Origin of the sequence: Rhodococcus sp. NPDC127593, from assembly GCF_042671975.1 — a bacterium.
Classification (GTDB): Bacteria; Actinomycetota; Actinomycetes; order Mycobacteriales; family Mycobacteriaceae; genus Rhodococcus_F.
Map to the genome: position 1 here is coordinate 161,533 of NZ_JBHXWI010000003.1, position 21,268 is coordinate 182,800.

At 65.9% G+C, this 21,268-nt stretch carries 19 protein-coding genes; 2 read left to right on the forward strand and 17 right to left on the reverse strand.

The window, feature by feature from the left end; all coding sequences use genetic code 11:
• Window positions 1-3 precede the first annotated feature (3 nt).
• The 12 genes from ACFVJ3_RS03655 to ACFVJ3_RS03710 all read right to left on the reverse strand — a co-directional run bounded on the left by ACFVJ3_RS03655 (window position 4) and on the right by ACFVJ3_RS03710 (window position 11,414).
• The gene (locus tag ACFVJ3_RS03655; protein WP_378450761.1) at window positions 4-1,014 is read right to left on the reverse strand and encodes an NAD(P)/FAD-dependent oxidoreductase; all 1,011 of its coding nucleotides are present in this window, start codon (window positions 1,012-1,014) and stop codon (window positions 4-6) included.
• 163 nt (window positions 1,015-1,177) lie between these two features.
• Entirely contained in the window at window positions 1,178-1,963 is a 786-nt protein-coding gene (locus ACFVJ3_RS03660) for a class II aldolase/adducin family protein (RefSeq protein WP_378450762.1), read from the reverse strand.
• Between the two features lie 11 nt (window positions 1,964-1,974).
• Window positions 1,975-2,811: an ABC transporter permease gene (locus ACFVJ3_RS03665; protein WP_378450763.1), complete on the reverse strand. Its 837-nt coding sequence runs from the start codon at window positions 2,809-2,811 to the stop codon at window positions 1,975-1,977.
• Window positions 2,808-3,614 carry an ABC transporter ATP-binding protein gene (locus ACFVJ3_RS03670; protein WP_378450764.1) on the reverse strand — a complete coding sequence of 269 codons (807 nt, stop codon included), beginning with the start codon at window positions 3,612-3,614 and terminating at the stop codon, window positions 2,808-2,810. The genes ACFVJ3_RS03665 and ACFVJ3_RS03670 overlap by 4 nt, the downstream gene beginning before the upstream one ends.
• Entirely contained in the window at window positions 3,611-4,594 is a 984-nt protein-coding gene (locus ACFVJ3_RS03675) for an ABC transporter substrate-binding protein (protein ID WP_378450765.1), read from the reverse strand. The genes ACFVJ3_RS03670 and ACFVJ3_RS03675 overlap by 4 nt, the downstream gene beginning before the upstream one ends.
• 199 nt (window positions 4,595-4,793) lie before the next feature.
• Entirely contained in the window at window positions 4,794-5,747 is a 954-nt protein-coding gene (locus tag ACFVJ3_RS03680) for an NAD(P)-dependent oxidoreductase (protein WP_378450766.1), read from the reverse strand.
• Between the two features lie 86 nt (window positions 5,748-5,833).
• Entirely contained in the window at window positions 5,834-6,706 is an 873-nt protein-coding gene (locus ACFVJ3_RS03685) for an alpha/beta fold hydrolase (RefSeq protein ID WP_378450767.1), read from the reverse strand.
• A 14-nt stretch (window positions 6,707-6,720) separates the two neighbouring features.
• On the reverse strand, window positions 6,721-7,671 hold the full coding sequence (locus ACFVJ3_RS03690) for a catechol 1,2-dioxygenase (RefSeq protein ID WP_378450768.1): 951 nt from the start codon (window positions 7,669-7,671) through the stop codon (window positions 6,721-6,723).
• Window positions 7,671-9,017 (reverse strand): M20 family metallopeptidase, encoded by a 1,347-nt coding sequence (locus ACFVJ3_RS03695; protein ID WP_378450769.1) that lies wholly within the window; start codon window positions 9,015-9,017, stop codon window positions 7,671-7,673. Before ACFVJ3_RS03695 ends, ACFVJ3_RS03690 begins: the two co-directional genes overlap by 1 nt.
• A 123-nt stretch (window positions 9,018-9,140) precedes the next feature.
• Window positions 9,141-10,430, reverse strand: a complete 1,290-nt coding sequence (locus ACFVJ3_RS03700) for a Rieske 2Fe-2S domain-containing protein (protein WP_378450770.1) — start codon at window positions 10,428-10,430, stop codon at window positions 9,141-9,143.
• 79 nt (window positions 10,431-10,509) lie between these two features.
• Window positions 10,510-10,932 carry an acyl dehydratase gene (locus ACFVJ3_RS03705; RefSeq protein WP_378450771.1) on the reverse strand — a complete coding sequence of 141 codons (423 nt, stop codon included), beginning with the start codon at window positions 10,930-10,932 and terminating at the stop codon, window positions 10,510-10,512.
• Window positions 10,929-11,414: a MaoC family dehydratase N-terminal domain-containing protein gene (locus tag ACFVJ3_RS03710; protein WP_378450772.1), complete on the reverse strand. Its 486-nt coding sequence runs from the start codon at window positions 11,412-11,414 to the stop codon at window positions 10,929-10,931. Before ACFVJ3_RS03710 ends, ACFVJ3_RS03705 begins: the two co-directional genes overlap by 4 nt.
• A gap of 102 nt (window positions 11,415-11,516) precedes the next feature.
• On the opposite strand from ACFVJ3_RS03710, the gene ACFVJ3_RS03715 reads away from it, so the two are divergent.
• Both ACFVJ3_RS03715 and ACFVJ3_RS03720 read left to right on the forward strand, forming a co-directional pair.
• Window positions 11,517-12,368, forward strand: a complete 852-nt coding sequence (locus ACFVJ3_RS03715; protein WP_378450773.1) for an alpha/beta fold hydrolase — start codon at window positions 11,517-11,519, stop codon at window positions 12,366-12,368.
• Complete coding sequence (locus ACFVJ3_RS03720) at window positions 12,349-13,614, forward strand: multidrug effflux MFS transporter (protein ID WP_378450774.1); 1,266 nt, start codon at window positions 12,349-12,351, stop codon at window positions 13,612-13,614. Before ACFVJ3_RS03715 ends, ACFVJ3_RS03720 begins: the two co-directional genes overlap by 20 nt.
• On the opposite strand, the gene ACFVJ3_RS03725 is transcribed toward ACFVJ3_RS03720, so the two are convergent.
• The 5 genes from ACFVJ3_RS03725 to ACFVJ3_RS03745 all read right to left on the reverse strand — a co-directional run bounded on the left by ACFVJ3_RS03725 (window position 13,577) and on the right by ACFVJ3_RS03745 (window position 21,190).
• Window positions 13,577-14,317 (reverse strand): IclR family transcriptional regulator, encoded by a 741-nt coding sequence (locus ACFVJ3_RS03725; protein WP_378450775.1) that lies wholly within the window; start codon window positions 14,315-14,317, stop codon window positions 13,577-13,579. The two genes, ACFVJ3_RS03720 and ACFVJ3_RS03725, sit on opposite strands and share 38 nt — an antisense overlap.
• Window positions 14,318-14,392: 75 nt before the next feature.
• Window positions 14,393-16,342, reverse strand: coding sequence for an ABC transporter ATP-binding protein (locus ACFVJ3_RS03730; RefSeq protein ID WP_378450776.1), 1,950 nt, complete (start codon window positions 16,340-16,342; stop codon window positions 14,393-14,395).
• Complete coding sequence (locus tag ACFVJ3_RS03735) at window positions 16,339-18,072, reverse strand: ABC transporter ATP-binding protein (protein ID WP_378450777.1); 1,734 nt, start codon at window positions 18,070-18,072, stop codon at window positions 16,339-16,341. Before ACFVJ3_RS03735 ends, ACFVJ3_RS03730 begins: the two co-directional genes overlap by 4 nt.
• A 116-nt stretch (window positions 18,073-18,188) precedes the next feature.
• On the reverse strand, window positions 18,189-20,537 hold the full coding sequence (locus ACFVJ3_RS03740; RefSeq protein ID WP_378450778.1) for an MMPL family transporter: 2,349 nt from the start codon (window positions 20,535-20,537) through the stop codon (window positions 18,189-18,191).
• A gap of 50 nt (window positions 20,538-20,587) precedes the next feature.
• The gene (locus tag ACFVJ3_RS03745; protein WP_378450779.1) at window positions 20,588-21,190 is read right to left on the reverse strand and encodes a TetR/AcrR family transcriptional regulator; all 603 of its coding nucleotides are present in this window, start codon (window positions 21,188-21,190) and stop codon (window positions 20,588-20,590) included.
• Between the last annotated feature and the right edge of the window lie 78 nt (window positions 21,191-21,268).

Consider the following 21,268-nt stretch of genomic DNA (forward strand, 5'->3'; position numbering starts at 1 on the left):
TGTTCAGCCTTCCTGCTCGGTGGAATGTCCGGGAAAGATCTCCGCCTCCGGGTCGAGTACGGCCGCGGCATTGTTGACGGCGGTCGCGGCCTCGCCGAAACCCACGGCGATGAGGCGGACCTTGCCGGGATACTCGGTGATGTCACCGGCTGCGTACACGCGCCGCACGTTGGTTTCCATGCGCGTGTTGACAACGATGTGGCGAGTGTCGATATCGATCCCCCACTCCGCCATCGGACCGAGGTCTGCCGTGAAACCCAGTGCCGCAATGACGGACTGGGCGGGAATCGTGGTCGTGGTCTTGTCGAGCTTGTGGGCGATGTCGACCTCGGAGATCCAGCCGTTGCCGCGCACGTCCGACACGTCGGCGTTGACCAGCACCTGCACCGAGCTGTCGTATACCTTGGCCACGGTCGACTTGTGTGCCCGGAACTTGTCGCGACGATGCACCAAGGTGACCGAGCGGGCCATCGACTCCAGGTGAATCGCCCAGTCGAACGCGCTGTCGCCGCCCCCGACGATCACCACGTCCTTGCCGACGTGAGCCGACAGGTCCGGCACGAAGTAACTCAGACCGCGGTCGAGGAAATCGAGTCCCCTCGTCAGCGGACGTGGAGTGAAGGTGCCGATGCCGCCCGTGACGATCACCGCCCCCGCCGTGATGGACCGGCCTTTGCTGGTGCCGACCACTGCGTTACCCGCTGCGTCGTGAGTGAGACTCTGCGCCTGCTCCCCCAGCAGATAGGTGGGGCCGAACTGATCAGCCTGCGCGAGTAGACCTTCGACGAGATCTCTGCCTCGCACGGAAGGGAAGCCTGCGATGTCGAGGATCGCCTTTTCGGGGTACATGGCGCTCACCTGACCGCCCGGCTCCGCAAGTGCGTCGACGACGGCGACCCGAAGACCTCTGAAGCCCGCGTAATACGCTCCGTAGAGTCCGGCCGGCCCGGCGCCGATGATCAGAATGTCGACGTCGAGCTCGGTTCCGGTCGACGCGAGGGGCGTAGTAGTCATGTCCGGAACGCTAATCATCCTGCGGTAGTGAACAAATGAAATCGGTCCGGTGAGCAGACTGTGTTCACTGCGGCGCCGGGACACGACAGAGCGGACCTGCCGCCCGGAAATGTGGGCCGGCAGATCCGCTCGAAGTGTGCGAGTAACCGAGCTGAGACTCAGGTCATGCTGCGAAGACCTCAGGCTCCTCGGCCGCGATCTTCTGAATGATGGTGGAGTAGGCGAACCAGCCCACCTTCTCGGTACCCACGGCCTCGTACGTCTGGGCCGCGATCTTGTCGTGCAGTTCAACCGGATCACCGGCGGCTCGGGCCGCGAGCTCAGCCTGCATCGAACGCTCCATAGACACGTACCACCACACCGCACTCTCCACCGACGTGCCTACGGTGAGATGACCGTGGTTGGTGAGGATCACCGCCTTGCCGGATCCGAGTGCGCCCGCGATACGCAGGCCCTCCTCCTCGTCCAGCGCGACCCCGTGATACTCCTCGTAGAGCGAATGGTCGTCGTAGAACGCGCACGCGTCCTGCGTGATCGGCGACAGCAACCGGTGCAGTGAGGAAAACGCCTTGCCCTGCAGTCCGTGGGCGTGGACGGCGCCGATCACGTCGGGTCTGGCGTCGTGCACCTTGGAATGGATGACGAACGCGGCCCGATTGAGCATTCCGTGACCGGAGAGGATCGTGCCGTCCGAGTCCACGTGCAACAGTTCGTCGGGCATCACCTGCGAGAAATGACGTCCGAAGGGCGCCGTCCAGAAGGTGTCGGTCCGTTCCGGGTCGCGCGCCGTGATGTGACCGGAGATGCCCTCGTCGAGACCGAATTGCGACAGGATTCGGTATCCGCCGATGACCGCGATCTTGCGGCGGCGTCGCTCCTGCTCGAGATCGTGATATTCCGGTGGGCCGGGAATGCCGGCGAGCTCGGCGATGGTGGGTGACTGATTCATTGCGCCCCTTACTATTTCACACCGTAGCGAGAGAGGAACTTCGCCGAGAACATCCGCAGGATACGGTCGAAGATGAAGCCCATGATGCCGAGAACGATGATTCCGACGAACGTCCAGTCGATGCGACCGTAGTTGCGGGCCTGCCAGATCATCGAGCCGATCCCGTGATCAGCGGCGACGATCTCGGCGGACACGATGGTGAGAAAGCTGTTGCCCATTGCCAGCCGAGCTCCCGTGACGATGCCCGGAACCGACGACGGCAGCACGACCGTCTTCATGAGCTGCAGTTTGTTTGCGCCGAGGTTGGTCGCGGCCTGAAGTTTGTTCTCACTGATCGCAACCGTGGCCGCGATGGTGCTGACCGTGACGATGAAGACCGACGTGTAGAAGATGAGCACTACCTTCGAGGTCTCGCCGATGCCGAACCACACCACCGCGAGCGTCACGAACGCGATCGGCGGGATGAACCGAAAGAACTCGATGTACGGATCCAGCAGTTGACGCACGATGTTGATGCGCCCCATCAGGATTCCGATCGGGGCACCGATCACGACACCGAGGCTCCATCCGACGAGGATCCGCTGTGCAGACGCCCAGATCGAGGTCCACAGCACGCCGCTCTCCGCGAGTTCCACCGCGGCCGTCCACACCTCGATCGGCGAGGCGATGGTCGTCGGCCCGTACCACCACGCCAGGAACGACCAGATTCCGAGACCGATCACACCTGAGGCCACCCACAGCAACCCGGTGCGGGCCGCCGCGCCGGCGACGCCCACCGACCGCTTCTGCGCACGTTTCGCTTTCACGCTGCGGGTCGGCACGGCCGGCCCCTGGACAACGGCGGTCATAGCTGGTCCTCCTCGATCCCCTGGTTGCGCAACGACGCCACCACTTCGGCGCGAATGTCGTCACGTAGTTGTTCGTACAGATCGATCACGTCCGGATGGGCTCGGTCGCGCGGTCTCGGCGCATTCACCTCATAGACGCTCTTGATGCGCGCCCGTGGTCCCGCAGACATGACCACCACTCGATCGGCGAGCGTGAGTGCCTCGTCGATGTCGTGGGTGACGAAGACGACGGTGCAACCGGTGTGCCGCCAGATCTTGTCCAGCTCGATCTGCAGCACCTGGCGGGTCTGCGCATCGAGGGCACCGAACGGCTCGTCCATCAAGACGAGGGAAGGCTGATTGGCCAGCACGCGGGCAATCTGTACCCGCTGGCGCATGCCCCCGGACAGCTGCGACGGAAACTTCGCACCCGCATGGGGAAGACCCACCATCGCCAGATACTCGGCCGCGATCCTTGCCTGCTCGGCCTTGCCGGCGCCGTGCATGCGCGGGCCGTAGGCGACATTCTGGCTGACGGTCATCCACTCGAAGAGCGCTACCGAGCTCTGGAACACCATGCCCGCGTGGGCGTTACTTCCCCGCACCTCCTCGCCAGCGCAGATGATCTCACCCGCGCTGGGGTCGACGAAGCCCGCCATGGAGGACAGCAGCGTCGACTTTCCGCAGCCGCTGGGGCCGAGGAGGCAGACGAACTCTCCCGGCTGCACATCCAGTTCGATACCGGAAACGATCTCTGCGGCGCCGAAACTGATTCCCAGATCACGTATTTCGACGGGAACACCCTTGATCGTTGCGACGCTCATTGCGCACTCTCCTTGTACCAGTCGAGGAGCATCGCCGAGGCGAGGTCCGGCTGTTCGGTCAGGACGCCGATCTTCTCGTAGAAGTCGACGACGGATTGGGCGGACTCGATATCCTTCGTGGTGAGATTCTCGACCGCGAAATCGATTTCGTCGATCGCGGCAATCGTCTGATCTTCACCGACATTGACTGCGGACCTGGTCGCTGCGGCGGCGACCCGGGGGTCTGCTTCGACCCGCTCGGTTGCCTTGTCGAGGACCTGGGCCACTGTGCGGGCGGTGTCTTCGTTCGCGTCGAGCCACGGCTGCGTGGTGATCGTCCACTGATGGTAGAACCAGTCGTAGTCCCCGGTCCGCGCGACGACATGCCCGGTGCCCTGGTCCAGGGCGGCAGCCGGCCACGGCTCCCACATCACGAAGCCGTCGATGTCGCCCCGGCTGAGCAACGCGGGCATGTCGGTAGGGGTGGCCGTGATCATCTCGACCGAACCGGCCGGAACGCCGTTGGCCTCGAGATACTTGTCCGTGGAGATCTGGCTCAGTCCGGGAACGATACCCATCTTCTCGACGTCGGCCGCCGAGTTCACCCCGTTCCGCAGGACGACCTTGATGTAGTCGCCGGAGGCCTCGTACGAGTACATGGCCCGGAGTGACGGGTTCTGGCGCAGCTGGGCGATCGTGGTCGTATCGGAGCTTCCGGCGAGCTGAACCTGACCCGTCGAGAGGGCGTCGACCGCTTCACCGCCACGGCCGAACTGCACCAGCTGCACATCCAGACCCGCGTCCGCGAACATGCCCTCCTGGTCGGCCACGAAGAACGGCGCATACGAGGCGTCGATCCCGACAGCAATCCTGATCGGTCCGCCGCCGGCCGAATCCGCGGTGCTCTGGGTTGCGGGGCGACTGCACCCACCGATCGTGACCGTGAGGAGCAGTGCTGCCGACGCAAGGGCAGTCTTGCCGAGTTGTGATCGCCAGGCCATTAACCGACACCTTCGTTCTGTGATCTGGGCCGCAAATGCGGGCGTGCATGAAGAAACCTAACCGCGCTGACCAGGCCCGAGAATCATCTCGGTCCACCATGCGGACCCCGGTGCAAAACTTACTTCGATGCAACATTCGGCCACGGTGCAGTGCAGTTTCCGGAAACGACGACGAAACATCGACCGCTTCAGGCTCTCGCTACACCGTCCACCTGGGGCTGTCTCCCGCGCACACTCGTGCGACATTGTCGGCCGTCATCGAGTAGATCCGCTGCCGCGCGGTAGCGCTGCCACCGGCGATGTGAGGGCTCAGCAGGACGGTGTCGAGGGTCCGTAGTTCACTGCCCGGGTCGAGCGGCTCCGTCGCGAACACATCGAGTGCGGCGCCCGCCACCGTTCCCGAACGCAGTGCCGCGACGAGTGCGGTCTCGTCCACCACCTCCCCGCGTGAGACATTGACGACGAGCGCCCCGCTCCGGAGCGTCGACAGCGCTGCCGCCGATATCAGCCCACGCGTCTCTTCGGTCACCGGCACGGCCACGACCAGCACTTCTGCTGTCTTCAGCAGATCCCGCAACGGCAGGAAGCGAGCTGTCCCGTCCCGGCGAGGGGTGCGAGCCGAATACGCTACGTCGCATCCGAATGCCGCGAACAGCGCCGCGCACCGGCGCCCGATCTCACCGAAGCCGACGATCCCGATCCGGAGTTCGCCGAGGTCACGGCAACGCCTCGACAGTATCGCCTCCTGGGGCCAGCGTCCCGCAGCCACTTCTGCGTGGGCCCAGTGAACGGACCTGCTCAGGCTCGCTGCCGCGACGACCGCCCATTCGGCGACCGACGCCGCATTCGCGCCCGGAGTGTTGGCAACCGGAACCCCCACGGAAGCCCACGCACCCACGTCGATGAAGTTCACGCCGACCCCGGGCTGCTGAATCAGCTTCAACCGGGACGCGAGAGCTGCCTCGGCGGAGCCCAGCGGCAGCGCGCCGCTCCAGTCGCCGACGACGATGTCGGCCTCCGGCAGCAGTTCGCGTAACTCACCGACGGTACGGAACCTCGGACGAACCACGTAATCCGTGTCGCCGACCGCACGCCGGATCGCCGAACCCAGCCCATCGTCCTCGTCGGCAGCCAGCACCAGGATGCGATTCACCGATCGTCCCACTCTCGTCTCGTATGCACGACTGGCCGGCCACGCGCGGAATGCGTGGCCGGCCAGTGGTGCACGGCTCGGTGAGCTCAGGCAGGCGCTTTCGCCTGGGCGGAGGCCTTCGCAAGGAACTCGAGGCTCAGCGGGTTATACAGCGCCGCCTGCTCGTGCTGCGGCCAGTGCCCGCACTCGGGGTAGAGCTGCAGCTGAGCTCCGCGGATGTCCTCGGCCATCTTCTGCGCCTCCGGGACGTCACCGAACGGATTGTCGTGACCCCATACGACCAAGGTCGGCGCTTGGATCTTCGCCAGCCGATCCGGACGCAGCAGGTTTCGCTGACGAGTGTCCATCTCCTGCAGCGACAGCAGGTTGTGGATGTTCGCAACGAAGTCGGGCTGATGGTAGATCCGATGGCGTGCCTCGACCAGTTCCTCCGTCGCGTCCGCCGGGTCGTGCATGAGGAGGTGCAGCCGGGCCCGGGTCAGCTCGATGTCGTCGCTCTGGACCGCCTTGGTTGTCGAGGACTTGATGCGCTCCATGACGGCAGGGTTCGCGACTGTGCCTCCCGCAGCGAGCAATTGGAGCGAGAGGACACGATCCGGCAGCTCGCTCGCCAGATGAGCGGCGACCCAGCCGCCGAGCGACTCGCCCACCAGGTGGGCCCGGTCGAGTCCGACGGCATCCAGGTAGTTCACGAGATGCTCCACGTATCGAGGGATCTCGTAGGCGTAGTCCGGCTTACCTGTATAGCCGTGCCCGAGCATGTCGATGGCGTGGCATCGGTAGTACGGCGCGTGCGCGGCGATGTTGCGGGCGAACGCTTCGAGGTGGCCGCTGGTGCCGTGCAGGAACACCACCGCCTCGTCGCCGGAGCCCGCCTGAAGCGAGCGCGTCGGCACTCCGGCGGCGTCCACCGTCTTCAGTGTGAAGTCCAGTCCGGCCAGTTCGTTCCAGATTGTCATTGTTGAATCCTTCGCTACGGTGAGTACGAATGGGAGGGGTCGAGCACGGCAACGCCCATTCCGGTGAGCCATTCCGGAATCGCCTCATAGGCAAGGCGTTCGGCGGGGATGTAGTCCATCATCGCGGCCATCATCAGCCACGTCCGCAGTTCCTGCGCGCCGTTGCCTGCCTGCTCCTCGATCTCGCTCGTGGAGTAGCCGGCCAGTTCCGACGCCTTTCCCGCGGTGAACAGGTCGAGGATGTGATCGTCGAACTCCGGGGTGATAGCGGCCTCCGCGGCCCGGATGATCTGTCGGCGGCGCACGTCGTAGTCGGACCAGTTCTCCCGGCCGTCGAGCCATGCCTGGACCATGAAGTCCTCGTCCTCACCGTGCGGGTCACGCCAGTCCGGCCACGGGAGCCGATGCGAGAGACCGCCGGAGGCGACGACGACGACCCGTGTGTCGGCGGGGTAGTCGGCGATCGCCGCACGCAAGGCGTCGGCAAGTTCCGCGCACCGCTCGAACGTCGGCAGCGGCGGCGCGAACACGTTGACCACGAGGGGGACGATCGGCACGTCGAGACCGTCGAGCAGGTACTGGATCGCATGGGACTGGCCGTGATCGATCTGCAGGCGGGCCGAGTACGCCAGGTCGAACCGTCCACTTTCGATCAATTCGTTCGCCAGGTGCCGGGCGAGGTCGACATCGACCTTCTGCGGTCCCTGTGGGGTCCCGGACTCACCGCTCGAATTACATTCGCCGACACCGAGAGTGAACGCAGGAATGAGGTCGAGCCAGAATCCACGGAAGTGGTTCGAGCCGAGAATCAACACCACATCGGGTCTCGCGGCCGCGATCCGGTCCCTCGTGGCGTACAGCGCGTCGCGGAACCGCTCGGCCTCGGCCTTGTGGGTGGTCTCCTCCCAGTGAGTGTTCATCAGGGTGCTGTGGGACGCCCCGACACCCAGCACGATCTTCGCCATCAGTCCACTCCTACTTCGTCGAGCGAGCGGGTGACCGTGTCGAGGGCGACACGGATGAGATATCTGGTGAGCTTCTCCGCCTCCCCGAGGTCCACCGTGTTCATCCCCATCGCGAAGTCCACCTCGAAAGGCGCATCCACCACCTTCGGCATCCCCACACGCACGGTGGGGATCCCGCGCCCGCGAAGGATGTTCGCATCCGTAGCACCGCTCGCGTCGTGGAACTCCGTGTGCGGGGCGCCTTCCACCGCTTCCCACGCCTCGACGGCGCTGCGGCACAACCACATCTGTGGATCCGAGCCCTCACCCGGAATCGACAGGACCTGTTCCACATCGATCCGGATTCCGCCGAGTTCATCGGAAATCTCCCGCACAGCCGCGACGAGCTCGCGCTTGGCGGCGCTCGGTGTGGTGCGCGGGCTGAGCCGAAGATCCACCATCATCCGGACGTTCTCCGGCGTGAACGAGGCAGTGCGCTCCCACCCGCCCCGGATATTCGCAACCATCCCCTGGGGCATAACGAGGCCGTCTCGGTGGGCCTGCGAGTACTTGGGGAACCACTCCTCGAGTCGTGTGGCCACTGCACCGGCCAGGGCAACCGGATTCCGGTAGGGCAGCCGGTGGCGGGAGCCCACGTACGTGTGGCTGCCGTGCACGGTGATCTCGAACCAGGCGAGGCCGACCTCCTCCCAGGACACTGTCCAGCCCGGCTTGGCGATCAGCGCGAAATCGGCCCTCACACCCTGTTCGAGCAGGTAGGAACAGCCCACACCCTGTCCGGTGTTTCGCCGCGGGTTCCCTACGCCGGGGCGGGCATTCGTCGGCATTCCACCCGCACCGAACCCCAGCAGGAGATCGCCCGACAGTGGGATGCCGGCCGCGCGGATGGCCTCCCCGGCGGCCATCACGCAGGCCGCGTGTCCCTTGGGATTCGAGGCGCCGAGTCCGATGACGTAGTCATCGTCGGCCACGGCGCGCGGAAGCATGTCGGCTCGCAGCGACTCCCCCGCCCAGGGAAGATCTTCCTCCGGGTTGCCACTGGTCACCGTGTCGATCGGGGCATACAGCAACAGATCCGGCCCAGTGCCGTTCCCGCGGACGCGTCCCCACGAATTCGCCTGCCGATCATCGAGATACATCGTGTGCGACTCGATCCCCGACGCCTCGAGCGTCGCGGTGATGTGCCGAGCCAACGGAGCCTCGTCTCCCGTCGGGCTGGGAATGTCGACGAGTCCGGTCAGCAGTTCGCGAAGACGGTCACGGTCGACGTGCGAGCACGCCTGCTCCGTCCATCGCCGGCGCTGCGCATCGAGGCCGGCGAGCGCATCCACCTGTCCGACCGTCATCGATTGACCTGATGTACCTGGGTGTTGCTGCGTGTCGCGATGAACCGCCATGCGATCGGCACGCCCGCGACGACGGCCCCACCGGCAATCAGAGTGATCAGATTCTTGAGCATGATACTTCCTCTACTCGCTGGTTTTCACGGGGTCCGCGGACTTGGCTGCTGCACCGCCACGAGATGCGGGCACTCTCCGCTCACGGGCCCGGACCGCCGGTTCGGGGACGAATTTCGCCGCAGCCGAGAGTTTTTCGGAGTATTCCTCCTCGGCGAGGTTGCGCCACGTGGTCAGCGACACGTCGGGCCGGTACAGCTTCTCGGGCGGCGCATCGGTGACCTCCACCATCCACGCATCCTGACCGGAGAACTGACCGTGGAACAGCCAGCGGATGGCGCCGAGATACTTCAGGTAGAACCCGAGCGTCTTCCTGGCCCCGGAGACGAAGTTCACCATCAATCCGACGTACTGGTGACGGTCGTCGTCGACCGGCACGTAGAACTCGTAATGAATGAAGCTCGGGTATGCGATGCGGAGCACGCCCGGCATGGACAGCGACGCGAACCCGGGGAAATTCTGTGCCGCGATGACGGGATTCACCTGTAGTCCGGCACCGACGTTGCCGATCTGCGACACCTTGCTCTCGTCGGGCTTCTTCTTCCACCACCGCTTGTTGGTCCATTTCCCCACGCCGGGGAAGTCGGCCTCCCAGTACACCTCGTCCTGCACCCGGAAGATCCAGCGACCCTCCGGCACGATGCTGGTGATGTTCCAGGTCGGCATCGGCTTGAACAGCCTCCACAGCGCCGTGCGGTGCAGGTACTTCGCATGCCCCTCGTCGAAGCCGTTCTCGCAGGCGAAACGCCAGTTCCCCTCGCGCGGCTGAATGCGCCCACCGACGATCCCGGCGTTCTCGACCAGTTCACGCGGCAGTTGGTCGTCGATCGACGGTGCCGGCTCGTTCGCGATGGGGATGTACACCCAGACGAGTCCGAGCCGCTCCTCGACCGCGTACGTCTGCACCGACAGCTTGCCGCAGATCTTCGAGTCCGGCCCGTCCGTGATGACCGCGGCAAGCTTGCCGTCGGTCAGGCGGTACGTCCATCCGTGATACGGACAGCTCACAGTTCCCGGAAACTGCTGGTCGCCTTCCGACAGCGGCACACCGCGATGCGGGCAACGGTCGTGGAGTGCGTACGCCTTCCCCGCGTCACGAATGATTGCCAGCTTCTCTCCGCAGATCGTGAAGCTCTTCGGGTCCTTCGTGATGTGACTGGACCAGGTGACGGGGTACCAGTAGCCCCGGTACCCACTACCCGCCGCGTTGTACTTGGGCCACGCCGTCCAGTCCTGCCGACCGGCCGCACGCGGCCGCTCCGGGAACGCCTGCGTGGCTTCCGGCGCCTCGACACCAGTCATGTGAAGTCCTCTCGACACGAGATGTTTGATAGTGCGATCTTGGGTGAACACTGTTCGACCGCCAACGGATCCGGTTCGCTCAGCAGACCGGTTTCATGTTTGCGATCACCACCGCCTCCCCGACCGCGCACAGGGTGCCACCTGCGGCGCGCTCCTCGAGATCGAGTGTGATCAGCCCGTCCGAGATCTCGCGGACGACGCCGGTGACGACGAGTTCGCAGCCCACGTACGCGGGTGCACGGTTGCGCCATCCGACGGAGACGACGGCTGCAGGCTCCCCGGCGAACAGCGCGGCAGCCCGGAAGAACAGTGCCCCTTGCAACTGCGCCATCACGACCGGGGAGTCGAGCCCCTCGATCCTGGCGTACTCGGGGTCGTAGTGGATGCGGTGGGCATTGTGGGTGGCTGCGCCGAACCGGAGAAGGAGCACCGGATTCGTCTGCTGAGCAATGGATCCGATCTTCTGCCCGACCTCGGCGTCGCCTCCGAATTCAGCGATCATCGGACGATGAACCTTTCGGTGACGGTCGCGAGATCGCCCGCACCGGACGCACGGTAGGTCTTCGACACTGTCAGGAGAAGGAAGTCCGAGCCCGGCCTGCCCTTTCGTTCCACCGTGTCGAGGCTGCGGCGCACCGTGATCGGATCGCCGAGAGGAACCGGGCGGTGGAAGGTGACGCTCTGCCCGCCCGCCATCAGCCGCACGTCCAGTCCGTCGGTCCCGGGAACCTCGTCCCGGAACATGCCGTCGGCCCGGTATTCGGCAGCGACGCCTCCGCCGGGCCCCCGGAGCACGCTGGGCAGATACAGGGGATGCACTTCGAAACCTGCGGAATCCGGGTCGAGGAGACGCGGGTCGACCTCACCGCATGCACGCGCGAACGCGACTGTCTCCTGTGCGCGTAGTGGGCCGAGATCCCGGTACTCGACCGTGCCGACGATGGCTCCGGCGCGGTCTTCGGCGGCTCTCAAGTCTGGTCTCATGCGCCGACGCTAGGGCCATGCCGCGCCACCGAGCCACAGACCGGGACCGCCCAGCGGACCCCGATGCTTCCCACGGACGGCTTCATCCGGTCAGGTGGACACATGCCAAAACCACCGAACAGCTTGTACGCCAGCGCCGATGGCGTGAAATTCCATTACCACGACCTCGGTGAGGGAGACCCCACGATCTTCCTTCACGGCGGCGGACCGGGATGCACTGCGTGGTCCGACTTCGGACCGGTCGCCCCCCTGTTCGCGCGCGATCGTCGGGCGATCCTCGTGGACATCCTGCAGTACGGCCAGTCCGACAAATGCACTATCACCGGTCCGATGTGGGACTTCCACGCCGCGAAGATCGTTGCCCTCCTCGACGAACTGGGGATCGCCCGCGCCGACTTCGTCTGCAACTCCTGGGGCGGGACGATCGCCCTCAATCTTGCAGCCAAGTACCCCGACCGCGTTCGTGCGTTGGTGATCACCGGCAGCATGCCCGTGTTCTACGGACCCCTCGCTCCCTTGCCGGAGAACGGCCACCGTGGACGCACCGCCCGGGACGTCTACTACGGCGGCGAGGGACCGACCCGGGAGAAGATGCGCCAGTTGATCACTCGACTCGAGTGGTTCGACGGGGACAAGCTCCCCGAAGAGACCCTCGACATGCGTTACGAGCAGAGCCTCGACCCCGAGGAAATGGCACTCGCCGCGGCGTCGGACAACCCGCGAGGTGAGTGGCAGGACCTCACCGCCGAACTCGGGATGATCACGGCCCCTGTGCTGTTCGCCTGGGGAATGAACGACGCCTTCCTCACCCCCGACTACCCCCTGATGCTGGCCCGCATGATCGAGCACGGCCACCTGTACGTAATGGACAAGGCATCACATCACCTCCAAGAGGAACGTCCGTACGACTACTACTCCGCTGTGACCGGCTTCCTTGACCAGCAGCATCCGTGATGCCGAGGCCGACGCGCCTCCCGACGGCGGAAGCCGGCTCCGGCTGGTACTGATCCTCGGGGTGCTCACCGCCCTCGGGCCGTTCACGGTCGACATGTATCTCCCGGCCCTGCCGACGATTACCGCCGACTTCCACACGACCGATGCCGCAGTGCAACTCACCCTGACGGGCACGTTGATCGGCCTCGCGATCGGCCAGCTCGTCGTCGGCCCGTTGTCGGACATCTACGGCAGGCGCCGTCCGCTCGTCGTGGGCACGGTCCTTCATGTGGGCGCATCGGTCGCATGTTTCTTCGCTCCCTCCATCACGGTGCTCGGTGCCCTGCGAACCCTTCAGGGATTCGGCGCCGCCGCGACGGGCGTCATCGCGATGGCCGTCGTCCGCGACCTGTTCGTCGGTCGCGCCGCGGCGGTCGTCCTGTCCCGGCTGATGCTCGTGATGGGGGTCGCGCCGATCCTCGCTCCTTCGGTCGGCGGCCTCCTCCTGACCGCGGTCTCGTGGCAGGGGGTCTTCCTGGTTCTCGCCGGGCTCGGCATCCTGATGATGCTGCTGGGCGGGTACGCGATGCCGGAGACCCTTCCACCTTCATCTCGCTCGGCACGCGGGATAGCTCCGGTGGCGACGACCTACCTCACGCTGAGCCGTGATCTCCATTTCGTCGTACTGGCGCTGGTGTGCGGGCTGGGACGGGCCGTCCTGTGGGCCTACATCGCCGGTTCGTCCTTCGTGATGCAAGACCAGTTCGGACTCGCCCCGGCGTCGTACGGCTTCGCCTTCGCCACCGGCGCGGTGGTGTTGATCGGTGCGTCCCAACTCAACGTGGTCCTACTCGACAGGTGGTCGCCACTCCGCATCAGCGTCGTCTCACTTCTCGTGAGCACCGCCGTCGGCGCGGGCTTCATCGCCCTGGCAGCCACCGACACCGGCGGCTTCCTCGGCTTTGCACTCCCGGTCCTGACGCTTCTCTGCGCGACCGGGTTCGTGATGCCGAACGCGCCGGCGCTGGCGCTGTCGCGTCACGGGCAGGCTGCCGGGACGGCCGCCGCAATGGTCGGTTTCGCACAGTTCGGCGCTGCGGCCGTCGTTGCCCCCGTGGTCGGCGTACTCGGCAACACAAGCCTCGCGGTGGCAATCGCGATGACGGGGTCGGCAGCACTCGGCTTCGTCGCCCTGGCATCGGTGGGCCGGGGCTTCGGAGCGCGAATACTTACGCCGAACGCTCGAGAGAGTGCAGCGTCCGGCTGATCCCGAGGCCCGCGGACGTCAAGTGGCCGGTCAGCCTGTCGAGGTTCATCCGGGAGGTGGAGGTGGACAGTCCGACCGCGCCCACCAGCACCGAACGGCTGAACACCGGCACCGCAATGCTGGCGACGCCGAGCAGCATCTCCTCGATCTCGACCGCCATCATGTTCTGCCGGACGCTCTCGAGCTGGCGGTGCAGGTGTGCCGCGGACGCGACCGAGCGCGGGGTGATCGGACGAAGTCCGCTCTCGACGACCTGCTCGACGAGGGCGGGCGGAGAGAACGCGAGGATCGCCTTCCCCGTCGCCGTGACGTACAGCGGCAGGCGCCCGGCGAGGCGTGACGGCATTTCGACGGCCCCGTGCCCCGAAATCTTGTCGACGTAGAGAACATCGAGGCCGTCCCGGATCGCAAGATGCACCGTCGCACCGGTCGCAGCGTGCAACTCCTGCAGGAAGGGCAGGGCCGCGTCACGGATTATCCGTTGCGCAGGCACCAGCTGTCCCAGCTCGAAGAGGCGGAGTCCCAGGCGATACTTGGTCCCGACCCGCTCGAGGAGACCCCACTCCACCAAACCGTTGGCGAGCCGGTGCGTCGTAGCCTTGGCGACTCCACTGCGCCGGGACAATTCGGTGAGCGACAGAGCCCCCGATTCCACATCGAACGCTTCGAGCAGCAACCGCGCCTTGCCTAGTACCGATTGCATTGCCAGGCGCCTCCAAACAGACCTGACCTGTGAGTACTTATTAACCGCCCGTGGTTAACAAGTACTCACAGGCGTTTACGCACTGACGAACTGGCTGTTGTACAGGCGGTAGTACGCGCCGCGGGTGAGGAGCAGGTCGTCGTGGCTGCCCTGCTCGACGATGCGACCGTCCTCCATGACGACGATGAGGTCGGCGTCGCGGATGGTCGACAACCGGTGTGCGATCACGAAACTCGTGCGATCGCTGCGCAAAACCGCGGTCGCGTGCTGCACCAGCAATTCGGTGCGGGTGTCGACGGAACTGGTTGCCTCGTCGAGGATCAGGATCGACGGCTGCGAGATGAACGCGCGGGCGATGGTGATCAACTGCTTCTCACCGGCACTGATGTTGCTGCCCTCTTCGTCGATGACGGTGTCGTAGCCGTCGGGCAGCGAGTGGACGAACCGGTCGACGTAGCTGATCCGCGCGGCCGCCTGGATCTCCTCCTCGGTGGCGTCGGGACGTCCGTACGCGATGTTGTCGCGGATGGTGCCGCCGAACAGCCACGCGTCCTGCAGCACCATGCCGATGCGGGACCGCAGGTCGTCGCGCGACATCTCGGCGATGTCGACGCCGTCGAGGAGGATCTTGCCGCCGCCGAGTTCGTAGAACCGCAGGATCAGGTTGACCAGTGTGGTCTTGCCGGCGCCGGTGGGTCCGACGATGGCGACCATTTGACCGGGTTCCGCCACCAGCGACAGGTTCTCGATCAGCGGATTCTCCGGCGAGTAGCTGAACGACACGTCCGAGAACTCCACCCGGCCGCGGGGCTCCGACGGCGTCGGCGCTTCGGCGAGGTCGGGCTCCTCCTCGTCCTCGTCGAGGATGGCGAACACCCGCTCGGCGGACGCCACGCCCGACTGCATGAGGTTGACCATGGCCCCGATCTGGGTGAGGGGCTGGGTGAACTGGCGCGAGTACTGGATGAAGGCCTGGACGTCGCCGAGGCTCATCGTGCCGGACGCCACCCGCATGCCACCGAGCACGGCGATGGCCACGAAGTTGAGGTTTCCGAGGAACATGATCGCGGGCATGATCAGACCCGAGATGAACTGGGCCCGGTAGCTGGCCTGGTAGAGCGCCTCGTTCTGCTCCTCGAACCGGGCCTCCACCTCACGGCTGCGGCCGAACACGGTGACCAGTTCGTGGCCCGTGTACGCCTCCTCCACGTGAGAGTTGAGGGCTCCGGTCGACTTCCACTGCGACACGAAGTGGGTCTTGGACCGTTTCGCGATCTGGGCGGTCACCAGGATCGACAGCGGCACCGTCAGTACCGCGATCAACGCGAGCATGGGCGAGATGACGATCATCATCACGAGGATGCCGATCACCGTCATCGCCGACACGATCAGCTGACTCATCGTCTGCTGCAACGACTGCGAGACGTTGTCGATGTCGTTGGTGACCCGGCTCAGCAGGTCGCCGCGGGAATGGGAGTCGAAGTAGCGCAGCGGAAGTCGATGGATCTTCCGTTCGACCTCGGCGCGCAGGTTCTTCACGACGCCCTGCACGATGATGTTCAGCAGGAAACCCGACAACCACATGAACACCGCCGACCCCAGGTACAGGGCCAGCACGATCGCCAGAACCCGGCCGAGCGCGCTGAAGTCGATGCCGACACCGGGCACGACGGCCATGCCGGACACCATGTCGGCGAACGTGTTCTGACCGTCGGCCCGCAGCGCGGCCACGGCTTGGTCCTTCGACATCCCGGCGGGCAACTGCGCGCCGATGATGCCGTCGAAGATCAGGTTCGTGCCCTGACCGAGCATGCGCGGCGCGATCGAGGTGAGCACCACCGACACGGCAGCCACCAGGAAAACGATGCCGACGGCGATCCGGTGGGGACGCAGCCGCCTCAGCAGCCGCTTGGTGGACGGCCACAGGTCGTTCGGCTTGGATCCCGGGGCACCCGGAGCGACCGGTCCCGGAATACGCGGGCCGGCGGGCCTTTCGGCGGTGGTGGTGGTTGCGCGATCGCTCATAGTGCTTCCTGGACCGATCGTTGGGATTCGACGATCTCGACGTAACACGGACACGTCGCGAGCAGTTGGTCGTGCGTGCCGATTCCGACCACCGCGCCGTCCTCGAGGACCACGATCTGCTCGGCCTCCACGATCGTCGAGACACGTTGGGCGACGACGATGACGCACGCGTCCGAGGTCTCGGGTTTGAGCGCCGCACGCAGCCGGGCGTCGGTGGTGAGGTCGAGGGCGGAGAAGGAATCGTCGAACAGGTAGATCGACGGACGACGGACCAGCGCACGTGCGATCGCGAGCCGCTGCCGCTGACCACCGGAGACGGTGGTGCCGCCCTGCGCGATCGGGGTGTCGAGACCCTCGGGCATCGCCCGGACGAAATCGGCGGCCTGCGCGATCTCCAGTGCCCGCCACAGCTCGTCGTCGGTGGCGTCGGGTTTGCCGTACCGCAGGTTGGTGGCGACGGTGCCCGAGAACAGGTACGGCCGCTGCGGAACCAGTCCGATGCCGGACCGCAGGACGTCCAGGTCGATGCGGCGCACCTCCGTGTCGGACACGGTGACCGAACCCGACGTGGCGTCGATGAGGCGCGGGATCAGCGACAGCAGCGTCGTCTTACCGGAACCGGTGCCGCCGATGATCGCGGTGGTCTTGCCGGGTTCGGCGCGGAAGCTGATGTCGCGCAACACGGGTTCGTCGGCGCCGGGGAACTTGAACTGGGCGTCGCGCAGTTCCACCACACCGGGGTTTTCCAGCACGGTGACCGCGTCGACCGGCGGCACGACGGTGGAATCGGTGTCGAGCACCTCGCCGATACGTTCGGCGCAGACGGTGGCGCGGGGGGCCATCATCGCGATGAACGACGCCATCATCACCGACATCAGGATCTGCATGATGTAGCTGAGCATCGCGGTCAGCGAGCCGACCTGCATGGTGCCGCTGTTGATCTCGTGGCCGCCGAACCAGATGACGGCGACACTGGTGATGTTCGCGATGACCATCACGAGGGGGAACATCACCGCCGTCAACCTGCCGACCCGCAGGGCGGTCTGGGTGAGCTGCTCGTTCGCGTCGCCGAACCGCGCCACCTCGGAGCGCTCGCGGACGAACGCCCGCACCACCCGGATACCGGTGATCTGCTCACGGAGCACCCGGTTGACGCCGTCGATGCGGGTCTGCATCTCCCGGAACGCGGGCACCATCCGCGAAATCACGAAACCCATGGACAGCGCGAGCACCGGCACGGTGACCGCCAGGATCCAGGCGAGCCCGGCGTCCTCCCGGATCGACATCACGACACCGCCGACGCACATGATCGGCGCCATCACCAGGATCGTGCAGCTCATCACGACGAGCATCTGCACCTGCTGCACGTCGTTGGTGTTGCGGGTGATCAGGGACGGCGCGCCGAAGCGGCCGAATTCGCGGGACGAGAAGCTCCCGACCTGATGCATCACGGCGCGGCGCACGTCGCGCCCGAAACCCATTGCGGCCCGGGCGCCGAAGAACACGGAACCGATCGAGCAGATGATCTGCACGACGGTGACGAGCAGCATCATGACGCCCGTGGACAGGATGTACGCGGTGTCGCCCTTGGTGACGCCGTTGTCGATGAGATCGGCGTTCAGACTGGGCAGGTACAGGGCGGCCGCGGTCGCGACCAGCTGGAACAGGACGACCGCCGTGAGCTCCCGCTTGTACGGGCGGAGGTACGTCGTGAGCAGGGCATTCAACATGGGCAGCGATCCTGGCGGGTCATCATTATGTCCGAAGGTTACCAACAGAAGGCCTACGGCCTTGTGCGCCTTTCTGGTAGCAGCCGCTACCAGAAAGGCGCACGGGCGCGAAGCGCCTACCGGACGGGCTGCAGCGATTCGTCCGCGTCGTGCAGGACCTTCTTCAGCTTCTCGCCCTCGATGTCGACGTTGGGCAGGATCTTGTCCAGCCACTTCGGCAGCCACCAGGCCTTGTCGCCGAGCAGTGCCATCACGGACGGGATGATCACCATGCGCACGACGAAGGCATCGAAGAACACGGCCGCCGCCAGGGCGAAGCCGATCGACTTGATGAACGAGTTCGGCTCGGCGATGAAGGCCGCGAACACCGAGATCATGATGACCGCGGCGGCGCTGACCACCCGGGCACCGTGGTTGAAGCCGACGGTGACGGCCTGCTTCGCGGTCGCGCCGTGGACATATTCCTCCCGCATCCGGGTCACCAGGAACACCTGGTAGTCCATCGCGAGACCGAACACGACGCCGATCAGGAAGATCGGCATGAAGCTGACGATCGGCTGCGGGTTGGAGATGATGCCGCCCCAGCCCTCCTGGAACACCGCAACGGTGGCACCGAACGTGGCCGCGACGCTGAGCAGGAAGCCGAGCGTGGCCGTCAGCGGCACGAGCAGCGAGCGGAACACGAGCAGCAGCAGGAGGAAGGCCAGGCCCACGACCACCGCGAGGTACGGAATCAGCGCGTCCTGCAGCGTGTCGGACACGTCGCCTTCGAGCGCGGTCTGCCCGGTGACGCCGTAGTTGACGCCGATCGAGTCGTGCAGATCTGCCTCCGCACCGCGGATGTTGCTCACCAGGTCCATCGTGGCCGGATCGCTGGGCGCGCTGCTCGGCGTCACCAGGATCTGCGCGGTGTCGCCGGCCTTGTTCACGCCGACGACCTGAGCGTTCGACACGTCGTCCTGCGCGGTGATGGTCTTCACGACCTCACCGAACGCCTCCGACGGCGTGCCGGTGGTGACGTCCTTGGCGTCGACGACGACGAGCAGCGGACCGTTCTTGCCAGGTCCGAAGCCTTCGCTCACGAGGTCGTAGGCCTGCCGGGAGCTGGTGGCGGGGTCGCCGGTGCCCTCGCCGGGCAGGGCCAGGCTCAGGCCGGCCGCGGGGATCGCGAGCGCCCCGAGCACCACGACGCCGGCGATCAGCGGAATTGCGGGCCGGCGGACCACGGCGCTGATGTATCGCAGGGCGAGGCTCGGCTTGCCCTCGTCGTCCTCGAGGTCACGACTGCTGAGGAACGGGATCTTGCCTGCGAACGCCTTCTTCCCGAACAGCCCGAGGATCGCGGGCAGAAGCGTCAAGGCGATCGAGACGGCGATGAACACCGTGAACGCGGCGGCGGCACCCATGTCGGAGAGGAACGGGATCCCGACGACGCGCAGCGCGATCAGGGCGATGATCACCGTGAGACCGGCGAACACCACGGCGGAACCGGCGGTGCCGACGGCGCGTCCGGCCGCTTCCGAGCGGTCGTCCGTGAGGGTGAGTTCGTGCCGGAACCGGGACACGATGAACAGCGAGTAGTCGATGGCGACGGCCAGGCCGATCATGATGGCCAGCGTGGGCGTCATCGAGCTGAGGTCGGTGAAGCCGGTGGCGACGGTGATCCCGAGGCTGCCGATCATGATGCCGATGATCGCGGTGATCAACGGCAGACCTGCGGCGACGAGCGAGCCGAACGTCAGCGCGAGCACGACAGCTGCCACGCCGATGCCGACGAGTTCGGTGGCGCCGCCGGGCGGCTCGGCTTCGTTGGCGACCGAACCACTGATCTCGACGGTCAGCCCGGCGTTGCGGCCGGCGTCGGCAGCGGCCGAGATCTGGTCGCGCAGAGCCTGGTCGACGTCCCCCATGCCGCCCTTGAACGGCACCTCGACGTAGCCGACGGTCTTGTCGGCGTTGAGCGGAGACAGTGCCTGTGCGTTCGCGACGGCGGCCTCTTCACCGATTCCCTTGTCGGCCGCGGTCGACTTCGCCATCTCGACGAGCTGCTCGTTCGCGGTGACGGGGTTGACCAGCGCCTTCGCGGCGTCGGCACCCGAGGCGGTGGCGGGATCGACCTTGGCGGCGTCCTGGACCTGTTCGATGCCGCGCACCTTGGTGAGCACCGCGTCCATCGCCTGCCGACTCTGCTCGCTCTCGAGGGTCTGCCCCTCGGGAGCGGCGAACACGTAGCGCGCGCTGACGGCGTTCATCGGGTCGCTGCCCGCGGCCTCGGGGAAGCGTTCGGCCATCAGGTCCTGCGCCTGCTGTGCGGGGGTGCCCGGGATGGAGAACGAGTCCTTCGTGGGCCCGGACAGCGTTGCCGCCCCGACGCCCATGAGGACCAGGATCACCAACCAGACGCTGAGGACCGCGCCTTTTCGCCGGTAGGCGAATCTGCCGATCCGATAGAGATAGGTGGCCACGAGAGACTCCTTCTGAGTCGGTGGAACGAAGGGTGTTTCGGGGCAGCCGGTTACGGCTGCGGGATTCCCTGACGGAGTTGACGCATGGCGTCGCGGACCAGTTCTTCGGGCCCGCTCGCGCCGGACTTGCCGCTCATCCACAGGTCGAGCGACGCCTTGCACGCCGATCCGACCGCCAGGTGCAGCAGGTTGGGGTAGAGGTCGGTGTCGATGTTCGTGCCCGTACGTTCGGCGATCACCTCACCGACCAAACGGGTGACGCGCAGGTGCACTTCGAGTTTCTTCGCGAGCAGCGCGGGGCTGGTCTCGACGAGTTCCATCATCACCGCGGTCTCTTCGAGCGGTTTCGCGGGATCGGTGACGATCTGGACCACCACGTACTCGAGGGAATCCCAGATCGGCTCGTCCTCGGGACGGGCGCGGAGCAGGTCCACCCAGTCGTGGACGGACTGCTCGAAGTGCGCGAGTACCGCCTCCTCCTTGCTGGAGAAGTAGTTGTGGAACGTCCGAGTCGAGACTCCCGCCTCGGACGCGATGGCGTCGGCAGTGACGCATTCGATGCCCAGCGCGCGGGCCAGGCGTGCGGCGGCGCCGCTGAGGGCTGCGCGCGTGGCGGCCTTCTTGCGGTCCCGCAATCCGATTTCCGAAATCACTACTCCAACGGTACAGAACTTGCAGAGCTCTGCAAATTTGCGTGAGAGTGCAACTTTTATGTTCTTGCCCACAGTTCG

Excerpts from the sequence above, each read along its gene's own strand:
- ACFVJ3_RS03655 (WP_378450761.1), bottom strand. The coding sequence starts at position 1,014 with ATGACTACTACGCCCCTCGCGTCGACCGGAACCGAGCTCGACGTCGAC.
- ACFVJ3_RS03660 (WP_378450762.1), bottom strand. The coding sequence starts at position 1,963 with ATGAATCAGTCACCCACCATCGCCGAGCTCGCCGGCATTCCCGGCCCA.
- ACFVJ3_RS03665 (WP_378450763.1), bottom strand. The coding sequence starts at position 2,811 with ATGACCGCCGTTGTCCAGGGGCCGGCCGTGCCGACCCGCAGCGTGAAA.
- ACFVJ3_RS03670 (WP_378450764.1), bottom strand. The coding sequence starts at position 3,614 with ATGAGCGTCGCAACGATCAAGGGTGTTCCCGTCGAAATACGTGATCTG.
- ACFVJ3_RS03675 (WP_378450765.1), bottom strand. The coding sequence starts at position 4,594 with ATGGCCTGGCGATCACAACTCGGCAAGACTGCCCTTGCGTCGGCAGCA.
- ACFVJ3_RS03685 (WP_378450767.1), bottom strand. The coding sequence starts at position 6,706 with ATGACAATCTGGAACGAACTGGCCGGACTGGACTTCACACTGAAGACG.
- ACFVJ3_RS03690 (WP_378450768.1), bottom strand. The coding sequence starts at position 7,671 with ATGGCGAAGATCGTGCTGGGTGTCGGGGCGTCCCACAGCACCCTGATG.
- ACFVJ3_RS03695 (WP_378450769.1), bottom strand. The coding sequence starts at position 9,017 with ATGACGGTCGGACAGGTGGATGCGCTCGCCGGCCTCGATGCGCAGCGC.
- ACFVJ3_RS03700 (WP_378450770.1), bottom strand. The coding sequence starts at position 10,430 with ATGACTGGTGTCGAGGCGCCGGAAGCCACGCAGGCGTTCCCGGAGCGG.
- ACFVJ3_RS03705 (WP_378450771.1), bottom strand. The coding sequence starts at position 10,932 with ATGATCGCTGAATTCGGAGGCGACGCCGAGGTCGGGCAGAAGATCGGA.
- ACFVJ3_RS03710 (WP_378450772.1), bottom strand. The coding sequence starts at position 11,414 with ATGAGACCAGACTTGAGAGCCGCCGAAGACCGCGCCGGAGCCATCGTC.
- ACFVJ3_RS03715 (WP_378450773.1), top strand. The coding sequence starts at position 11,517 with ATGCCAAAACCACCGAACAGCTTGTACGCCAGCGCCGATGGCGTGAAA.
- ACFVJ3_RS03725 (WP_378450775.1), bottom strand. The coding sequence starts at position 14,317 with ATGCAATCGGTACTAGGCAAGGCGCGGTTGCTGCTCGAAGCGTTCGAT.
- ACFVJ3_RS03730 (WP_378450776.1), bottom strand. The coding sequence starts at position 16,342 with ATGAGCGATCGCGCAACCACCACCACCGCCGAAAGGCCCGCCGGCCCG.
- ACFVJ3_RS03735 (WP_378450777.1), bottom strand. The coding sequence starts at position 18,072 with ATGTTGAATGCCCTGCTCACGACGTACCTCCGCCCGTACAAGCGGGAG.